Source organism: Porphyromonas levii (genome assembly GCF_018206105.1).
In the GTDB taxonomy this organism is placed as follows: Bacteria; Bacteroidota; Bacteroidia; order Bacteroidales; family Porphyromonadaceae; genus Porphyromonas_A; species Porphyromonas_A levii.
The window spans coordinates 60,694-80,104 of sequence record NZ_JADRGN010000001.1 but is presented as its reverse complement, the minus strand read 5'-3'; the positions used below and the strand labels follow the sequence as shown (position 1 = coordinate 80,104).

15 protein-coding genes are annotated in these 19,411 nt (G+C 48.3%); all 15 read right to left on the bottom strand.

Annotated elements, in window-relative coordinates:
- Nucleotides 1-81: 81 nt before the first annotated feature.
- Nucleotides 82-705, bottom strand: a complete 624-nt coding sequence (locus IX315_RS00335) for an IMPACT family protein (RefSeq protein WP_018357465.1) — start codon at nucleotides 703-705, stop codon at nucleotides 82-84.
- Nucleotides 705-1,325, bottom strand: coding sequence for an HAD family hydrolase (locus tag IX315_RS00330; RefSeq protein WP_018357466.1), 621 nt, complete (start codon nucleotides 1,323-1,325; stop codon nucleotides 705-707). The genes IX315_RS00335 and IX315_RS00330 overlap by 1 nt, the downstream gene beginning before the upstream one ends.
- Nucleotides 1,326-1,329: 4 nt before the next feature.
- Complete coding sequence (locus IX315_RS00325) at nucleotides 1,330-2,388, bottom strand: GDP-L-fucose synthase family protein (protein ID WP_018357467.1); 1,059 nt, start codon at nucleotides 2,386-2,388, stop codon at nucleotides 1,330-1,332.
- On the bottom strand, nucleotides 2,388-3,467 hold the full coding sequence (gmd, locus tag IX315_RS00320; RefSeq protein ID WP_018357468.1) for a GDP-mannose 4,6-dehydratase: 1,080 nt from the start codon (nucleotides 3,465-3,467) through the stop codon (nucleotides 2,388-2,390). Before gmd ends, IX315_RS00325 begins: the two co-directional genes overlap by 1 nt.
- Nucleotides 3,468-3,790: 323 nt before the next feature.
- Entirely contained in the window at nucleotides 3,791-5,068 is a 1,278-nt protein-coding gene (locus IX315_RS00315) for a DUF2851 family protein (protein WP_018357469.1), read from the bottom strand.
- Nucleotides 5,065-7,893, bottom strand: coding sequence for an excinuclease ABC subunit UvrA (gene uvrA, locus IX315_RS00310; RefSeq protein WP_211837067.1), 2,829 nt, complete (start codon nucleotides 7,891-7,893; stop codon nucleotides 5,065-5,067). The genes IX315_RS00315 and uvrA overlap by 4 nt, the downstream gene beginning before the upstream one ends.
- 224 nt (nucleotides 7,894-8,117) lie before the next feature.
- Nucleotides 8,118-9,551, bottom strand: a complete 1,434-nt coding sequence (locus tag IX315_RS00305; protein WP_018357471.1) for an aspartate ammonia-lyase — start codon at nucleotides 9,549-9,551, stop codon at nucleotides 8,118-8,120.
- A gap of 89 nt (nucleotides 9,552-9,640) precedes the next feature.
- Nucleotides 9,641-10,894, bottom strand: a complete 1,254-nt coding sequence (locus IX315_RS00300) for a DUF1015 domain-containing protein (RefSeq protein WP_134849157.1) — start codon at nucleotides 10,892-10,894, stop codon at nucleotides 9,641-9,643.
- A gap of 81 nt (nucleotides 10,895-10,975) precedes the next feature.
- Complete coding sequence (locus tag IX315_RS00295) at nucleotides 10,976-11,899, bottom strand: NAD(P)-dependent oxidoreductase (RefSeq protein WP_018357473.1); 924 nt, start codon at nucleotides 11,897-11,899, stop codon at nucleotides 10,976-10,978.
- 60 nt (nucleotides 11,900-11,959) lie between these two features.
- Nucleotides 11,960-13,024, bottom strand: a complete 1,065-nt coding sequence (gene serC / locus IX315_RS00290) for a 3-phosphoserine/phosphohydroxythreonine transaminase (protein ID WP_018357474.1) — start codon at nucleotides 13,022-13,024, stop codon at nucleotides 11,960-11,962.
- Between the two features lie 281 nt (nucleotides 13,025-13,305).
- Nucleotides 13,306-13,758, bottom strand: a complete 453-nt coding sequence (locus IX315_RS00285; protein ID WP_211637328.1) for an ATPase — start codon at nucleotides 13,756-13,758, stop codon at nucleotides 13,306-13,308.
- A gap of 45 nt (nucleotides 13,759-13,803) precedes the next feature.
- Nucleotides 13,804-15,663 (bottom strand): V-type ATP synthase subunit I, encoded by a 1,860-nt coding sequence (locus IX315_RS00280; protein WP_134849159.1) that lies wholly within the window; start codon nucleotides 15,661-15,663, stop codon nucleotides 13,804-13,806.
- Entirely contained in the window at nucleotides 15,660-16,277 is a 618-nt protein-coding gene (locus IX315_RS00275) for a V-type ATP synthase subunit D (protein WP_018357477.1), read from the bottom strand. The genes IX315_RS00280 and IX315_RS00275 overlap by 4 nt, the downstream gene beginning before the upstream one ends.
- Nucleotides 16,278-16,287: 10 nt before the next feature.
- Complete coding sequence (locus tag IX315_RS00270; protein WP_018357478.1) at nucleotides 16,288-17,613, bottom strand: V-type ATP synthase subunit B; 1,326 nt, start codon at nucleotides 17,611-17,613, stop codon at nucleotides 16,288-16,290.
- Nucleotides 17,614-17,629: 16 nt separating this feature from the next.
- Nucleotides 17,630-19,387, bottom strand: a complete 1,758-nt coding sequence (locus IX315_RS00265) for a V-type ATP synthase subunit A (RefSeq protein WP_018357479.1) — start codon at nucleotides 19,385-19,387, stop codon at nucleotides 17,630-17,632.
- Nucleotides 19,388-19,411: the final 24 nt, after the last annotated feature.

The window sequence follows — 19,411 nt, the reverse complement described above, 5'->3', positions numbered from 1 at the left end:
CTTATGATACCATAAGGACGTAAGAAGAACCCTCATGAGGTATTAGTCACTTCTTTCTTTATCTCTCCATGCTTATGCTTTTTATTTGTTGATATTTACTTCTAGCTGGTAGATTTTATTTGTGGCGGCTTCAAAGTCCTCAACATTGGCGTTGGCAACACGGATATCCCAAAGGTGTCCTTCAGAAGTGGCATCGTTGTTGATTGTCTGCGCTTCATATTGGCGGAGGAGCATCATCACGGGGTTGATAAGGTCAAAAGGGAAACACAGCCGATAGCTAGTATACAATGTGTGCTCTACTATCTCCCCTGCTGCTATTGCCTCAGCCGTGGCTGTACGATAAGCATTGATCAGTCCGCTAGGTCCTAGTTTGACGCCCCCGAAGTAGCGCACCACGATACCTATCACATCGGTGAGCTCATTGCTGAGAAGCTGCCCAAGGATGGGCTTTCCTGCCGTACTACTTGGTTCACCATCATCATTAGCACGCTCTCGGATCTCTCCCTTGCCAATTCGATAAGCCCAACAGGCATGGCGTGCATCGTAGTACTCCTTTCGGATACCCTCTAGTTCTGCCATGGCCTCGTTTTCGCTCTCTACTGGGATTATGAAGGAGATAAACTTACTGCGCTTATCTGTAAATAGTCCCTCACTCCGCTTCGCTATCGTCCGATAGCTATGGAACCGGTGCCTCTCTTCACTCATTACTTCAGCAACTTATCAAGTAGAGGACGCCAGTCCTCACCATTCTCAGGGCAATAGGCAATAAAACCCATCTCTCTTGCCATACGGCAGTTATTTGCGCCATCATCTATGAAAAGAGTCTCCTCGGGCTTAATGTTAGCATCCTTGATAATCAGGTCGAAGAACGCCCGCTCAGGCTTGCACATACCACGCTGATAAGAAGCGTAGATAATCTCGAAATAATCGTCGATAGAGTGCCCTCCATCAATCATCTCCCCGGACTGAGCATAGCGCCATACAAAAGGATTGATATTGCTCACCAGTAGACAGCGAATCCCCTCAGGCCACTCCTCACGTAGGTAGCGGAACTTCTCCTGATGTACCTCTGCAACAAATCCTAGTAGGGCATACTCTATCTGCATCTCATCTAACTGAAGACCGTAGCGATTGTTGATGAGCTGAGTGAATTGAACCCTATCGTGCTTGCCCTCCTCTAGTTCTAAAAAGATACCCGACTGCATATAGGGGTCGAGGAGGTGATTAGCGTCATGCACTCCGAGTGCTTCTAGACGGCGTACCGCCTCCTCACGCTCTATCTTTACAAATACCCCACCAAAGTCAAAGAGTACGTTCTTTATCATCTTCTTAATGCTCTAAATACCATTGATATAATTTCTGTACTCCCTCCTCTAGTTCTATCTTGTGGTGCCAGCCAAGGGCGTGGAGCTTAGTAACATCTGTGAGCTTTCGGGGTGTGCCATCGGGCTTAGTGCTATCCCATAGGATTTTCCCTTCGTAGTGCTCTACTTTGGCAATAAGCTCGGCAAGTGCGCCTATTGATACCTCCTGGCCTGTGCCAATATTCACATGGCAATTCCTAATCTCCTTACTTCCCTCAGGGTAAAGCTCTTCAAAGCGAGTGTTTAATAGGATATGTACCGATGCATCTGCCATATCCTCGCTCCAGAGAAACTCTCTCAAGGGCGTGCCGCTACCCCATAACCGTACCTCATTGGGAAATATTCCGAAGTGCTCTAGGTCTCTAGGTTGTACCACACCGTTTACTGGTCGTCTAGCCAAGTCTCGCTCCACTGCAGCCCAATCCTCTTGCCCCAAGAGCTTAGCCAAGTGTATCTTACGAATCATCGCTGGCATTACATGGCTATTCTCAAGGTCGAAGTTATCATTCGGCCCATATAGATTAGTCGGCATCACTGCTATATAATCAGTGCCGTACTGTAGATTGAAGCTCTCGCACATCTTGAGTCCTGCAATCTTGGCGATGGCATAAGGCTCGTTGGTATACTCCAAGGTGCTCGTCAGTAGCTCCTCTTCTCTCATCGGCTGCTGTGCCGTCCGAGGGTAGATACAGGTGCTCCCTAGAAATAAGAGCTTCTGTACCCCATGCCTATGGCTCTCACCTATTACATTTTGCTGTATCTGTAGGTTGTCATAGATGAAGTCGGCTCTGTATGTGTTGTTGGCAAGGATTCCTCCCACCTTAGCTGCTGCAAGTACTACCACTTCAGGGCGTTCCTGGTCGAAAAACTGCCGTACCGCCAACGCATCCTTTAGGTCTAGCTCAGCATGCGTACGTCCAATCAGATTGGTGTATCCACGTTGCTCTAGGTTGCGCCAAATAGCCGACCCTACCAGCCCTCTGTGCCCTGCTATATATATCTTGCTACTCTTTTCTATTATCATTATTCATCCATTTCTGTGCGAAGGTGTAGCTTGCGTACAAATCTCATATCGTGCGTCACCATCTTCTTTATGAGTTCCTCAAAAGAGGTTGCCTGAGGGTTCCAGCCCAGTTCGGTTCTCGCCTTAGTGGGGTCGCCCAAAAGGGTTTCCACATCCGCAGGACGGAAATACTTCGGGTCTACCTCCACGAGTACTCTACCAGTGGCCTTGTCCACTCCCTTTTCCTCTATTCCCTTTCCGAGCCATTCCAGTTCTATGCCAGCGTGGAGGAAAGCCAGCGTGGCAAACTCCCGTACAGAGTGCTGTTCGCCAGTAGCAATCACATAGTCGTCTGCCTTATCTTGCTGAAGGATGCGCCACATACAGTCTACATAGTCCCCTGCATACCCCCAGTCACGAAGCGCATCCATATTACCCAGATAGAGCTTGTCTTGATAGCCCTGAACGATTCGGGCGGCTGCCAATGTAATCTTTCGGGTCACAAAAGTCTCACCCCTTCTCTCGCTCTCGTGGTTGAATAAGATGCCATTTGCTACAAACATCCCGTAGCTCTCACGGTAATTACGACTAATCCAATAGGCGTATTGCTTCGCCACGGCATAGGGCGAACGTGGGTGGAATGGGGTAGTCTCTCGCTGCGGGACTTCCTGCACCTCTCCGTAGAGCTCAGAAGTAGAGGCTTGGTAAATCTTTACCTTCTTGGTCATATCGAGTATGCGTACCGCTTCTAATAGCCTGAGTGTGCCAGTTGCCACTACATCAGCAGTGTATTCGGGCACCTCAAAAGAGACCTTTACATGGCTTTGAGCTGCCAAATTGTATATCTCGTCGGGCTTTATGAGTTGGATGATGCGGATCAGAGAGCTAGAGTCGGTCATATCACCATAGTGGAGATTAATGAGTCTTTTTTGCTTCATATCTCTTATCCACTCATCGAGATAGAGGTGCTCGATACGGCTGGTATTAAAGGAGCTACTACGCCTAATAATACCGTGTACCTCATATCCTTTCTCCAATAGAAGCTCCGCCAAGTAGGAGCCATCCTGTCCTGTAATCCCTGTTATCAGTGCTACCTTCATACAACATCTTATTTGTCTCCCCTCACACACTGTACAAACTTACCAAAAATAAGAATATAGGTTGGGCGGGTGTATGCAGCACTAAGTGGTTGCCTTCTTCAGTGCTATACGACTAGAATACACTAAACTACTTGACTTTACGCCGCCTTTCTTCTGATGTCGCGGTGATAGATAGTCGAAAGTATTTAAGAAACCTCACCTAATTGTGCAACAGGCTGTTGCGTATCTTGCACTCTAAAAATGATTTTACCAAGATCTCCTGTGAATTCCCACGTGGAGTACGTTGCATGCGTTTGCCCTGAAGCAAAGCGGCCACCGAAGGGTTACGAATGGGATGCTTTTGTGCTGCGGAGTGCTTGGAAATGGGTAATGGCTATGGGGCATCGTAAGCAATACATTGGTTGGCAATAGCGGTGGTAGAGCTGCAAGAGGGCTTGGCTATCGGCTGAGTATCTTGGGCAAACGCCATGTGAGGTGAATAACTTAGTATACTGATTGGACTCCGGAGGCAACCTGAATAGCCAGTCCATTGCCCTTTGCGCCAGCATTTGGTCGCCCGTCTGCTGGGCATAATAGTAGACAGTGGGGATTATGGTATTAATGATTAATGAACGAAGATTGTTTTCACCTAAGCCTCCTAATGCTTTTGGGAGTGTTCGTCCAAAGTCGTAGTGTCTTTGCCAATACTCGGAGGGTTTCACACTCAGCCAGTGTACAATGGCTCGATGGTCTAAGCGGGTAATAGCACTGAGTAGCTCCTCCTCGTGGTGAATAATCTGAGCTACAATCCCTAGCATACGGGCAGGAAAGGCAGATGGGCGCAGACGCAGATAGCGGAAATGCTCTTTGGGTTGTGGTGTGAGGGAGAACTTCTGTCGGTAAAACTGATATTCCCCAATCAGATTTGCCTCATACTCATCCCGAGGAGTCTCTGCCAATAACCCCGCTTGTCCTAGGAGCATCGCTTCTAGTGCAGTGGCATCCGAAGCGTGTTTCTTGAGGTATTGGTAGGGTAGGGCGCGAGCGATGGACTCCATTTGCTCATTGTTTTGGTGCGCTCCTACATACCGCATCAGGGTGAGGTAAAAGATAGAATTGAAGTGGTCGCTATCGGAGCGAGCACGGAGGAGTGATAGTTTTTCCTCTATCCTCTGAGGGAGAAGGGTCAAAGCCTCGTCGAGAAAACGTTCGCTACCCATATAGAGGAAGTCGGGCATACATCTGAGGCTCTGATTACTTACCTCCAACCTACTTAGACCGTCGAGTACAGAGGGATCTACCTCCATGATGGCGGCAGGTACTGCCCTATTTGCCTGATCCCGGACAGCAAGATTATTCTCGAGGACTACGTGTAGGATGACCGAGTTGTATCGAACATCGTGCTGGTGCCCGTGCTCTTGCCACTCAGAGGCTTTCCTATGGATTTCTACCGCACCAGCCCACTCTATTCCCTTGATGCGCACTCGCGCGAGTTCGAAGTCGGGACCATCGTGGCTATTGAGCTGTCCCACATCCACCACCTCAATGGGATTGCCCTCAAGGGAAATCCTATCGTATAGCCTATTGGCCCAAATGTAGTGGAGGTGGCTTTCGGGTATCATTTCTTGTGGTCTTGCTGGTATTTCTCCTTGAGGAAGCGCCCAGTATAGCTTTCGGCTACCTCCATGAGACCTTCGGGTGTGCCCTGGTAAACTAAGTTGCCGCCCTTAGCGCCTCCTTCAGGCCCTAGGTCAATGATGTAGTCGGCGCACTTGATAACCTCCATATTGTGCTCAACAATTACCACGGTATGCCCATGGTCTATCAGGGCTTGGAAGGAGCGCATGAGTACATTGATATCGTGGATATGGAGACCAGTGGTTGGCTCGTCAAAGATAAAGAGAGTAGGCTTCTTGCCTTTGTCCATAAGGTGTGAGGCAAGCTTTACTCGCTGACTCTCTCCTCCCGATAGAGTGCTGGAGCTTTGCCCAAGTTTGATATAACCTAAACCTACATCGGAAAGGACTTGTAGCCCTTCTACAATCTTGAGGGCATGGGAGGTCTCTTCGGTGTATTGACCAAAGAAAGAGATAGCTTCATCTACCGAAAGTTCGAGTATATCTGCAATGTTTTTGTCGTGGAAGGTCACCTCAAGTACCTCTTCATTGAAGCGCTTGCCGTGGCATTCGTCACAAGGAATGGTCATATCTGCCATGAACTGCATCTCTATGGTAATGACTCCTTCGCCCCGGCAGGTTTCGCAGCGTCCTCCCTCGGTATTGAAGGAGAAGTACTGATGTGTAAATCCTAGCTGACGAGCCAATTGCTGGTTCGCCATCAACCGGCGGATGTCGTCGTACACCCCTATATAAGTCACAGGATTGGAGCGAGTAGAGATACCCAAAGAGTCCTGATCTACATACTCCACGCGCTTCACGCTGGAGATGCTTCTCGTGATGCCGTCGCAAGCTATCTTGGTGAGAGGGTCGTGATTGACCAAGCGCTCTACACCTTCGTAGAATATCTCGCGGACTAATGTACTCTTTCCCGAACCACTGACCCCAGTCACTACCGTGATTATTCCTAATGGGAATGTGACGTCTATCCCTTTGAGATTGTGCTTGTAGGCTCCCTTTACGGTGATGCTACTCTTGGAGGTGCGTCGCTTATTAGGCCAAGGGATGCTCTTCCTGCCCGATAGGTACTCTACGGTGTAGCTATTGGACTTCTTGGGGAGCTTGTTGGGGCTTCCTTGCCATACTACTTCTCCTCCACCAATGCCAGACTCTGGACCAATGTCGATAACTAGGTCGGCCGAACGGATCACCTCTTCGTCGTGCTCTACCACGACTACTGTATTACCCATGTCGCGGAGCTCTTTCATGATGTTGATGAGGAGATGAGTGTCTCGAGCGTGTAGTCCGATACTGGGCTCGTCGAGGATATAGAGGGTGCCAATCAAACCGCCACCAAGTGAGGTGGCTAGCTGGATGCGCTGCCCCTCACCACCCGATAGCGTGCCAGCTACTCGGTCGAGGGTGAGATAGCCAAGCCCGATGTCATCGAGGAAAGCTACTCGGTACTTCAGTTCGTCGAGGAGCCTTTTGCCTATCAATAGGTCGTGCTCACTAAGCTGTAGTTGGTCGAGCCATATACGGAGGTCTGAGATGGGGAGCACTACCAGCTGGGAGATGTCTTTACCGCCTATCTGTACGTATAGTGCCTCCTTGCGGAGTCGCTTGCCTTTACAGGTGGGGCAGAGAGAACGCCCTCGGTAGCGGGCCAGCATGATGCGGTAGTGCATCTTGTATTGTCTTTGCTCTACGTGCTCAAAGAAATCATTGATGCCGTATATCTTGTCACGACTGTAGCCGTGGGCGGGAAGCTGATTGCCATTCCAGAGGAGGTCTTTTTCATCATCGGTGAGATCTTTGTAGGGACGATGGATAGGGAATCCTAGTTTCTCTGTCTTTTGGATAAAGTCCTTCTGCCATTCACTCATCTTCGCCCCTCGCCAGGGCATTACGCACTCTTCATATAGAGAGAGACGCTTGTCCTGTATCACGAGGTCTTCGTCGATACCCATTACTTGGCTATAGCCCTCACATGTCGGACATGCCCCTACGGAGCTATTGAAGCTGAAGAGTTTATCGGTAGGCTCTTCGAAGGTGATTCCATCTAGTTCGAAGCGGTCACTAAATAGCTCTTCTCCGCCGTCGTACTTAATCAGTGCCGTGCCTCCGCCCTCAAAGAATGCTGTTTCTACTGAATTGCCGAGCCTATTATTGGTAGCATCGTTGTCGGGCTGTACCACAAGACGATCGATGACCAAGTGCATTCCGCTCTTTTTCATCTTATCGAGCCCTTTACTATCCAGGAGGTCTTGGATTCGGGCAACGGTGCCATCCTCAAGCAGAAGACGGCTGAAACCATTGGCGAGCTGAAGTTGTAGGTGGTCGAAGAGGGGGCGCCCACGAGGGACACTCATGGGGGCGCATACCATATACTTGGTCCCCTCTGGGAGGGCATTCACAAAGGCTAGGACATCATTGGTGGTATGCCGAGTCACCTCTTTGCCACTCACAGGGCTAATGGTATGACCAATACGTGCATAGAGCATGCGCAGGTAGTCGTAGATCTCGGTGACGGTACCTACAGTGGAGCGTGGACTCTTATTGAATTTGCGTTGCTGGATCGCAATGGCAGGAGGGATGCCTGTTATCACATCGGCTTCGGGCTTTGCCATCTTGCTGACAAACTGGCGAGCGTACACGCTGAGGCTCTCCACATATCGTCTTTGTCCTTCGGCATAAAGGGTGTCAAATGCTAGGGAGGTCTTGCCACTACCACTCAACCCCGATAGTACCACCAATTGATTACGAGGTATCTCGAGTGATACCCCTTTGAGGTTATTGACCCTCACACCTTTCAATACGATTTCGCTCATCTATCTCTCCTCAATGGTTGTCAGTGCACGGCAAGACGAGTTGTATCATCTCAGCCTGCCCCTCCCTTATATTACATACAAAACTACAAAAATCCCCGCAGCTAAGAAAGTACATTATGATTACGTAATAGGTCGAACGATGGGTGATGGTTTGAGAGGATAGAGAAAGGCTTCCCCATAGCGTGTTGTGGGGAAGCCTTTATAAATTTGTATGCTGGAGGGGATTAGTCCTCGAAGTCCTTAAGAGGCTTGATATTGAGCCTTACTGGCTGGATGAGGTTCTTAGGCGCAAGGATCTCATCGAGTTGCTCCTTAGAAAGGATGCCCTTCTCTAGCACGATATCTACGATACCACGACCAGTTGCCATCGCTTCCTTAGCGATCTTAGTAGAGTTCTTATACCCGATGTATGGGTTGAGCGCTGTCACTACACCGATGCTATTGTGTACATTCTCCTCTGTTGCCTTTGGATTAGCAGTGATGCCATCGATACAAAGGGTGCGGAGGGTGTCCATTGCCTGTACTAGTAGGTGTGAGCTCTCGAAGCAGCACTGTGCCATAATAGGCTCCATAGCGTTGAGCTCCATCTGGGATGCTTCGCCTGCCATGGTGACACAGACATCATTGCCAATCACCTTCATTGCTACCTGGGTAACCACTTCAGGGATTACAGGATTGACCTTACCTGGCATGATGCTAGAGCCTGGCTGACGAGCTGGGAGGTTGATCTCTCCTAGACCAGCGCGGGGACCACTTGAGATGAGGCGAAGGTCGTTGGAAATCTTGCTGAGCTTAACTGCAATACGGCGTAGGGCAGCTGAGTAACCTATCATGTGAGAGGTGTCTGAGGTAGCTGCTACCATGTCGTCGGCTGCGGTGACGTCCCAACCAGTGATTTTGCTAAGTGCCTTTGCACAGGCTTCACGGTAACCTGGTACGGAGCAGATACCTGTACCAATGGCGGTAGAACCCATGTTATTGACCAATAGCTGGTCTGCTGCGTGCTTGAGGTTGGGTATCTCGTGCTCTAGGATGGAGGCAAACGCATTGAAGGTCTGCCCAAGTGTCATTGGCACCGCATCTTGGAGCTGAGTACGTCCCATCTTAATGATATCCTTGAACTCCTCACCCTTATTGCGAAAACTCTTTACTAGATCCTCGATGTGTGGAATCATGTCTAGGTAGGTACGATACAGACCTAGGTGAATAGCGGTAGGGTAAGCGTCGTTGGTAGACTGTGAGAGGTTGGTGTGGTCGTTGGGGCTGAGGGTCTTGTAATCGCCACGCTCATAGCCCATTATCTCGAGGGCACGGTTGGTGATAACCTCATTGGCATTCATATTGGTAGACGTACCTGCGCCACCTTGGAACATATCCACTACGAAGTCCTCGTGGTGCTGACCAGCGATAATCTCATCGCAAGCCTGCTCAATGGCTTTAGCTTGGTCGTCGGTGAGGAGACCAAGCTCATGATTAGCCATCGCTGCACCCTTCTTGGTTAGCGCTAGACCCTCTACAAAGTGGGGGTAGTTGTTAATCTTGAAGGGAGAGAATTTGAAGTTCTCGATAGCTCGTGCTGTCTGCACTCCATAAAGGTGTTCGTTTGAGAGCTCTACTTCGCCGAGAAGGTCGCTCTCGATTCTCTTATTTTGTGACATATATTGTATAAAGCTTATAAATGGAGAAAGCAGGCACTTCCTTCACGAGTGTGAATAGAAGTACCCCCTTTCTATTTTGTCTGTATGTCTTACTTCTCCTCCTCGAGTGAGTGGATGACTAGACCAGAGCGTAGCTTTGGCTCGAACCAAGTGGTCTTTGGAGGCATGATATTACCACTATCAGCGATATCGATGAGCTGCTTCATGGTTACAGGATAGAGCGCTAGGGCTGCTACCATTTCGCCACTATCTACACGGCGCTTGAGCTCTTCAAGACCACGGATACCGCCAACGAAATCGATACGCTTGCTGGTACGGAGGTCCTGGATATCGAGGATATCACGAAGGATGTAATCGCTAGAGATGGTGACATCAAGTACACCGATAGGATCATTGTCATCGTAGGTGCCCTCCTTAGCAGTGAGTGAATACCACTTACCACCTAGGTATAGAGAGAAGTTGTGAAGAGCTGTTGGGTGGTAGATTTCAGTACCCTTCTCCTCTACGGTAAACTTCTCGCCTAGCTTCTCCAAGAACTGCTCAGGGGTATTGCCATTGAGGTCCTTCACTACACGGTTGTAGTCAATGATGTGAAGGTGACTAGCTGGGAAACAAACTGCCATGAAGTAGTTGTACTCCTCGTCGCCAGTATGGTTAGGATTATTTCTCCTCTTCTCGTCACCGATGAGAGCAGCTGCAGCTGAGCGGTGGTGACCATCGGCGATGTACATATATGGGATAGCCTCGAAAGCCTTGGTGATGGTTTCGATATCCTTCTCATCGCTGATTACCCAGAAGGTATGACCGAAGCCATCAAGGTCTACCACGAAGTTGTACTCTGGCTCAGTTGCCTTGTACTTATCGATGATAGCTTGTAGGGTAGCATTGTCCTCGAAAGCGAAGAATACAGGCTCTACATTGGCATTATTGACACGTACATGCTTCATGCGATCCTCTTCCTTATCCTTACGAGTAAGCTCATGCTTTTTGATACGGCCCTCCATGTAGTCGTCTACATAAGCACCAAGGACGATACCATACTGGGTACGACCGTCCATTGTCTGAGCGTAAATGTAGTAGTTAGGCTTCTCGTCTTTTACCAACCAGCCCTTCTTCTGGAAGTTGGCAAATTGTGTAGCTGCCATCTCATATACATCCTCGTCGTGCTCGTCCTTACCTACAGGGAAGTTGATCTCGGGACGGATGATGTGATAGAGTGACATCTCATTGCCCTCAGACTCCTTGCGTGCTTCGTCGCTATTGAGTACGTCATAAGGGCGAGAATTGACCTTCTCTACAAGATTCCTTGGAGGGCGAATGCCCCTAAATGGCTTTACAATCATATCTATTATAATATAATGAACAGTGTGAAGTGAATAGTGAAGAGGCGTATACCCCCTTCACCATTCACTATGTGTCTGCGATTACTTATTTACTCTAAACTTTTCGTTACCAGTAAGTAGATAGCTAGCAATCTGAGAAGCAGCAGCCATACCAGCATTGATGTTTGCCTCTGCAGTTTGTGCGCCCATCTTCTTGTCGGTAGAGAAGTACTGCTTGCCAAACTTCTCGATGATCTCAGCCTCTGCGTCTGGCTTTACGTCGGTAAGGTAGCTGATGTCAGGACGTTCTGCGAGCACCCTCATTAGGTCTGCCTCATTGATAAGATCCTTACGAGCGATATTTACAAGGATAGCGCCCTTTGGCATTGAGCTGAGCAGCTCATAATTGATCATACCCTTGGTATTTGCAGCAGATGGCATAGCGAGTACCATGATGTCGCATACCTCGAACATCGCCTTACGGTTTACGAAGAACTCGAAACCATCCTTTACGAAGTAGTCGGCTGGGGTAGAGCGGCTGTAAGCATAGACATGCATACCGAATCCCTGAGCGATGCGAGCAGCATTCTCACCGATATTACCATAGCTCATTACGCCTAGGCGCTTGCCCATAAGCTCGCTACCAGATGCCCCAGTAAAGCCCTTGCGGATGTGGAATAGTAGCATTGCAAATACAAGCTCTGCTACAGCATTGGCGTTCTGACCAGGGGTATTCATAACAACTACGTTGTGCTTAGTAGCAGCTTCGCAGTCTACATTGTCATAACCAGCACCAGCACGAACCACAATCTTGAGGTTCTTACCAGCCTCGATAACCTCTGCATCCACTTTGTCGCTACGAACAATCATAGCATCAACGTCCTTTACAGCCTCAAGTAGTTGAGCTTTCTCGGTGTACTTCTCTAGGAGCACTAGCTCTAGTCCGTTGCTCTCTACAATACCTCTTATCTTCTCTACTGCTATCGGAGCAAATGGCTTCTCCGTAGCGATCAATACTTTCTGCATATCTACTTATATATAATGATGCAGAGCCACGGTGTCCCGTGGCTCCACATCCATTAGTTTTTACATATTCTTCTCAAACTCCTTCATTACATCTACGAGTGCTCTTACGCTCTCGATAGGAAGTGCATTGTAGGTAGAAGCGCGGAAACCACCTACTGAGCGGTGCCCCTTGATACCCATCATACCACGCTCTGTAGCGAGGTCGAGGAATGGCTTCTCTAGCTCCTTGTACTCGTCCTTCATTACGAAGCAGATGTTCATGAGCGAACGATCCTGCTCGCGAGCAGTACCACGGAAAATCTTAGAAGAGTCGATAGCATCATAAAGTACTGCAGCCTTCTCTTCGTTCATTTTCTGCATTACAGGGATACCACCTAGGCTCTTGTACCACTTGAGGGTTTGTAGCGCTACGTATACAGGGAATACAGGAGGTGTATTGAACATACTGCCCTTATCTACGTGAGTCTTGTAGTTAAGCATTGTTGGCAGTGGACGATCTACCTGCTCTAGCTTGTCCTTACGTACGATAGCGAAGGTAACACCTGCTGGAGCTAGGTTCTTCTGTGCACCACCATAGATAAGGTCGTACTTAGATACATCTACTGGACGGCTGAAGATGTCTGATGACATATCGCAAATCAGTGGAACGTCTACGATTGGATCCTTCTTAATCTCAGTACCATAGATGGTATTGTTGGAAGTGTAGTGGAAGTAATCTACATCGCTTGGTACAGTGTACTCAGGGATATAAGTATAGTTGTCCTCCTTAGAGCTACCAACTACTACTACCTCACCTACATACTTAGCTTGCTTGATAGCATTGCTTGCCCAAGTACCAGTATCGAGATATGCAGCCTTAGTCTTGAGGAAGTTGAGCGCACCCATGTAGAACTGGAGGCTAGCACCACCACCTACAAATACTACCTCGTGGGTCTCTGGAATGTCGAGAAGCTCCTTGAATAGAGCAATAGCCTCGTCCATAACAGCCACAAACTCCTTACCTCTGTGGGATACCTCGAGGAGAGAGAGTCCAGTACCTGCAAAGTTCTCAACAGCCTTAGCTGCTTCCTTAATTACCCCGTCATTTAAGATCGAAGGGCCAGCGTAGAAATTGTGCTTTTTCATCGTCACTGTGTTATTAAATGTATAAATTATATGTTGAATTTGCTTTCTGCGAGTAAAGGTACCCATTATAGACCAATTAACCTCGGAAATAAGTAAAACCTTGCCATATAACAACCTTTCCCCCATAACTAATTGAGCTTGGTTCCTTAGGTATGTGACCACGACCATTGCAATGGTCTCAGCGGAACCTCTTGTATGAGCTCTGATTAGGTACAGCTACTGGGTACAATAAAGGGTAGAAACTCGTCTGAGTTCCTACCCTTTATTATATGAGTATCTGATTATGCTAGACCACCAAATACTAGGATAGAAACAAGCAGACCAAGGATAGCATAAAGCTCTGGGAATGCTGCCATCACCATTGTAGATGCAAGCACATTGTGACCATCAGCAGTTGCTGCGATACCATTAGCTAGGATACGTCCTTGGCGATTAGCACTCGCCATACCCACGATACCTACCAATAGACCCATCATAAGGATGGCTACAGATGCCATGAAAGACATCTCAGGATTGATAAGATCCTTAGCTAGGAAAAAGCCGATGAAGCCATACAGACCTTGGGAAGCTGGCAGTGCCGAGAGGCCGATGTACTTACCCATCTGTGTTGGGTCTTTGCGCATAGCGCCAATCGTTGCCTGTCCCGTGAAGAATAGGCCGAATGCACTACCCATGCCACTGATGCCTACCATTGCGAATACGCCTAGGTATGCCAAAATCAAATTTAATTCCATAAGTGTTCGTTTATCTAAGTTATAAATTATTATTCTTTCTTCTGATTAGTCTTTTTCTACTTCAAGTTTCCTTAGAGGGTCATAGGTGATACCACCTCCCTCAAAGTCGGAGTTATTGAAGTATTCTACGTAGATCAGTCGGATAGGGTGTACTAGGGCGCCAATTGTTGTTAGCCCAAAGTTGATACCGTGTCCGAGTACCAAGATGAATGCTCCCACAGGGATAGCCAATAGTATTGGGAGTCCTGATGTTGCCATTACAGCAAGGTTATTAAACACTCCACCGAGTACGGCACCTGTAAGTCCGATAGCAAAGAGACGGATGTAGGAAAGGGTATCTCCCAGTAATCCCGACACAATATTATAAGTGTGCCATAGTCCTGCACCGAAGTTGACAAAGATGTTTTTCCCTGGTGTATTGTAGAAGAGCACCAAGAGCACACACAGTCCAGTAATACCGTAGAGGACATAAGTAGCCCATTGAGGGATGCTCACTTCTATCATCGGTAGCCCTACGAGTACTGCCAGTACGATGATAAGTGTGGGCCAAGCATACGACGATAGTGCTTTAGTAAAGCCCACTTGTTTGGTGCGCTTCAGTGCGCCAATGTACTTCGCAAATATAATCTGGATAAATCCGAGAACAGGGGCAATAATCATCATGTTTTCAGACGAGATGAAGTACTCCCTTATACTTGCTAGGAATGGTACCTTTACCAGTTCCACTCCGAAGAATGATCCACTAAAGAAGCCAATAACAACACCAGCGAGTCCGAGCCATTGCGCTAGTTCGAGCGTCTTCTTGGCAGCGGGTTTGGCTTTTCTCTTCAGTAGTGACGCCACTATCAATACCATCAGTCCATAGCCCGAGTCACCAAAGCATATTCCGAAGAATACCATAAAGAAAGGGGCAATGTATGGGGTAGGGTCAAGCTCACCATAGTTGGGCATAGAGAATAGCTCCACAAGGGGTTCAAATACTCGTGTAAACCTATTGTTCTTTAGCTTTACAGGGACATCCTCTATCTTATCTATTTCTAGCTCAGTGAAAGCGATACCGCTATCCATCAGGTCTTGCTCCATCTTGGGCGCAAGGTCTTTGGGTACCCAGCCTTCTACGACCACCAGCTTGTCATCGTACATTCGAGTGCCTTGGAAGTTGGCATTCTTCATGTTGAAGCTATTTTGTAGCTCCACAACCTTCTCTGCCAATACATCTGGGTGATAAGCGAGGTAGTTTCGGCTTCCGAGTAGTAGCCGCTTCTCATCCATTAGCTTGTCCTCCTTTGCTTTTAGCTGGCTAAGGCTGGCTGTTGGGAGTTTTTGGAGCTCAGCTTGGTCAAGGGTAGGGGGTGTCGCTTGCCTGGTCACCGTTACGAAGTAAGTATACCTCCCTTCGCTCTGAATTACCTGAGCGTCATACTGCTGCTCCCATTCCTCTTTGAACTGAGCTGGAGACACGACCCAGAAGTGGACAAAGTAGCCTGCCTCTTCTAGCTTCTTTATCAGTGAAAGGTCAAAGTCTCCCCATACCTCCAGTTCCTTTTGCTGGTTGTGCACCTCTGCGAGCTTACTCTCTACCTGAGCTATCTTATCCAGAGTCTCCGAATAGGTTGCTGTAAAGAGTTCGTAATCATTGATTACTCCCTCTGGTAGATCGCTGTGCTCTATTGTGTCTGGTGTCTGCCCCTCTTCTAGCTTATTGCCATTACGCACCGTATTCAGTCGTTGCTGTAGGTGCTTAATATCGTTTTGTTGCGATACATTTTGTGCAAACTCCTCTACCTTCAGAGGATTGGTATACTGCCGCACCTGTACTACACCTAGGTCACGGAGCTTATGGAGAAATTGCTGATACTCTGGTTCGTATACGAAGTAAGAGTATCTCTTCATTGGTACTATCATAGCTCTTCTCCTATTTTGTTTTTGGCTTTTGCCTCCAGATTGGAGCGCATAATCTTCTGTGACGCTTTGGAGAGCGATTCCTCATCCTCCAGATAGCGTTTGATCTTACGGATAGCATCTTGGTACCCTGGGATCTGTACCTTCTCAAAAAGGTTTACCTTCTGGGTAGTCTTCCTCCTGGCATGATCCAGTAGATCCAGCTTGATACGTCCCACCTCAGCTTCGATACCGATAGATGCCATACTCTTGATGAGCTGTGTCCCATCCATATACCACGAAGGCGTGGTCATAAGGCTGAATGGGCGCACCTCGAAGTCTATCTCACCAAGCTCTGGTATCTGTACCCCTGCAAAGCGCTTTATCTCCACCTGTACATCGTTGACACGTACAATAGTTGGGTCAAATTCGCTCCATAGTGCCACCATGCTATCGTAGCTCCGCATGCTCTCCTCCAACTGTCGCTCCATCTCTTCCACATGCTCCTTGGTGCGCTTCACCTCCATTCGGAGGGCGCTCTCCTTGCTCTTGATAGTAGGGAGGGCTCTTTCACGCACCTTCAGCTGCTTGCGCTGTTGCTGGAGGGAGGTTTTGTTATATTGAAACTTAATCGCCATCGATTATCTCTTAAGCATTGGTCGGCCAGTACTTCTCCACAAATTCCTGGCGGATATTTACCTCTGCTTGGTTGAAGTGCTTAGCGAAGAGCGACCAAGCGGTGTCCAACATCTGGGTAGAGTCGAGGTTTACATCTATAGCAAGTAGTTCCTTAGAGTACTCACGAGCGAAGTCGAGCGCACGTTGGTCGTAGTTGGTGAGGTCGAAACCATTCTCTTGCTTGGTCTGAGCATTGGCTGCATCGGCATACAGACGTACCGCAGCATTCATCACCTGTGGGTGATCCTTACGGGTCTCCTTACCAATTACCAGCTGCTTCAGACGTGAGAGCGAACGGAATGGGTCTACAATCACCTTACCCACCTCACTATCTTGGCGTAGGTAGAGCTGACCCTCAGTGATATATCCAGTATTATCAGGCACTGCATGAGTGATATCTCCTCCCGATAGCGTCGTAACCGCAATAATAGTAATCGAACCACCATCAGGGAATTGCACTGCCTTCTCGTAGATCTTAGCAAGATCTGAGTAGAGCGAACCAGGCATTGAGTCTTTCGAAGGAATCTGATCCATCTTATTCGATACAATGGCAAGAGCATCGGCATAGTTACTCATGTCAGTGAGTAGTACCAGTACCTTCTCTTTCTTCTCCACCGCAAAATACTCTGCCGCAGCTAGTGCCATATCAGGAATAAGCAGACGCTCTACCGAAGGATCCTCAGTGGTATTCACAAAACTCACGATACGATCCAGCGCTCCCGCATTTTGGAATGTGTTACGGAAATAGAGGTAGTCGTCATTCGTTAGTCCCATTCCTCCCAGGATGATTTTATCCGACTCTGCACGCATCGCCACAGTAGCCATCACTTGGTTGTAAGGCTGGTCTGGGTCGGCGAAGAATGGAATCTTCTGTCCTGTTACTAGGGTGTTATTGAGGTCGATACCAGAGATACCTGTAGCGATAAGCTCCGAAGGTTGTTCACGACGAACAGGGTTTACCGAAGGACCACCAATCTCTATCCTCTTTCCCTCTACCTCTGGGCCGCCATCAATAGGATCACCATAAGCGTTGAAGAATCGACCAGCAAGTTGATCGCTCACCTTTAGTGAAGGGGCATGTCCTAGGAAGATAACCTCGGCATCGGTAGGGATATCCTCTGTACCTTGGAAGATCTGTAGGGTTACTTCCTCACCATAGATGCGCACCACCTGAGCTAGTTTACCATTCACTAGCGCAAGCTCGTCAAAGCCCACATCCTTAGCATTGAGGGTACAAGTCGCTTTGGTAATCTTGGTTACCTTGGTATATATCTTTTGAAAAGCTGTAGTTGCCATACTTACTCCTTATCTATTATTCTGCACCCTGAGCAGCAATCATCTGCTTAGCTTCGTTGTGGTACTTCTCAAATTCCTCGCTCTTGAAGACAGAGTAGTTCATCTGCTTGAGCACATTGATGAGTTTCTTGAAGAAGTCAGCTACCTCCTCAAACCCTTCAAACTCAAAGTTCTTAGCACATATACTCATGACCAATTCCATCATGAATTGCTGGCGTTCCAGTGGGGTAATCTGATCAATATCATCAAAGGCATCCTGCTGGTAGATGATAAAGTCGATTAGCTCCGACTTCCAGAAAGTCTCATGGTGGTCTAGTGGCACACCGTCATCACCCAAGATGTTTATCTGCTCTGCCACCTCACGACCACGAAGCATACGGCGCTTTGCTTCACCTACTAGTTCTAGCCATTCTTTACCCATGATCTTGGCAATCTCCTCGGCAAACTCAGGGTATTCGATGTACTTAGAGTAGCTCTCAATAGGATTCACCGCAGGATAACGCTTCTTATCGGCACGGTCTTGCTCAAGTGCATAGAAGCAGCGAGCCACCTTCTGGGTATTCTCCGTTACAGGCTCCTTGAGGTTACCTCCCGCTGGCGAAACAGTACCGATAAAGGTTACCGAACCTGTCTTACCATTATTCAGATATACATAACCGGCACGAGCATAGAAGTTGGCAATAATTGCCGAGAGGTCCATTGGGAAGCCGTCAGGTCCAGGCAACTCCTCGAGTCGGTTGGACATCTCACGAAGTGCCTGAGCCCATCGAGAAGTAGAGTCTGCCATTAGGAGCACCTTCAGTCCCATACTCCTATAATACTCTGCCATAGTCATAGCAGTATATACCGATGCCTCACGGGCAGCCACTGGCATGTTAGACGTATTGGCTACCAATATAGTACGCTCCATCAGCTTGCGTCCTGTATGAGGGTCTACAAGCTCAGGGAACTCCTTGAAAATCTCCACAACCTCATTGGCACGCTCTCCACAGGCAGCTATGATAACGATATCCGCCTCAGCTTGCTTACTAATGGCGTGCTGCAGCACCGTCTTTCCCGTACCGAAAGCACCAGGGATAAATCCTGTACCACCCTCCACGATAGGATTCATGGTGTCTATTACGCGCACACCTGTCTCCAGTAGCTTAAATGGTCTTGGCTTCTCGCTGTACGCAGTGATAGCCCTCTTCACAGGCCACTTCTGCACCATGGTTACCTCATGCTCCTTGCCTTCGGCATCGGTGAGCACCGCAATCACACTGTCTACAGTATACTCGCCTGCTCCCACAATACTCTTCACTTGGTAAGAGCCTTTGAAGACAAAGGGAACCATAATCTTGTGTGGCTGATTATTCTCATCCACCTCACCCAGCCAACTCGCAGCCTCTACGCTGTCGCCGACTTCCGCAATAGGCTTGAAAGCCCATAGTTTCTCTCTATCTAGGGGGTCGGTATATTCGCCTCGGCTGAGGAATACCCCTTCCATCTTATCGAGGTCATTTTGCAGACCATCATAGTTCCTTGAGAGCATACCAGGTCCCAGCTGTACCTCAAGCATGTGTTGCTCAAAGGTAGCGGTATCGCCCACTCTCATACCTCTTGTGCTTTCAAATACCTGCACAATAGCGTGATTGCCCTCCACCTTGATCACCTCCGCCATCAGCTTTCTGCCGCCTACATTTACAAAGCAGATCTCATTCTGCCCTACAGGCCCATCTGCAAGGATGGTCACGAGGTTGGAGACCACTCCTATCACCTTGCCAGTTGTCTTCATCGGTATATTGTCTTAATCTTTGTA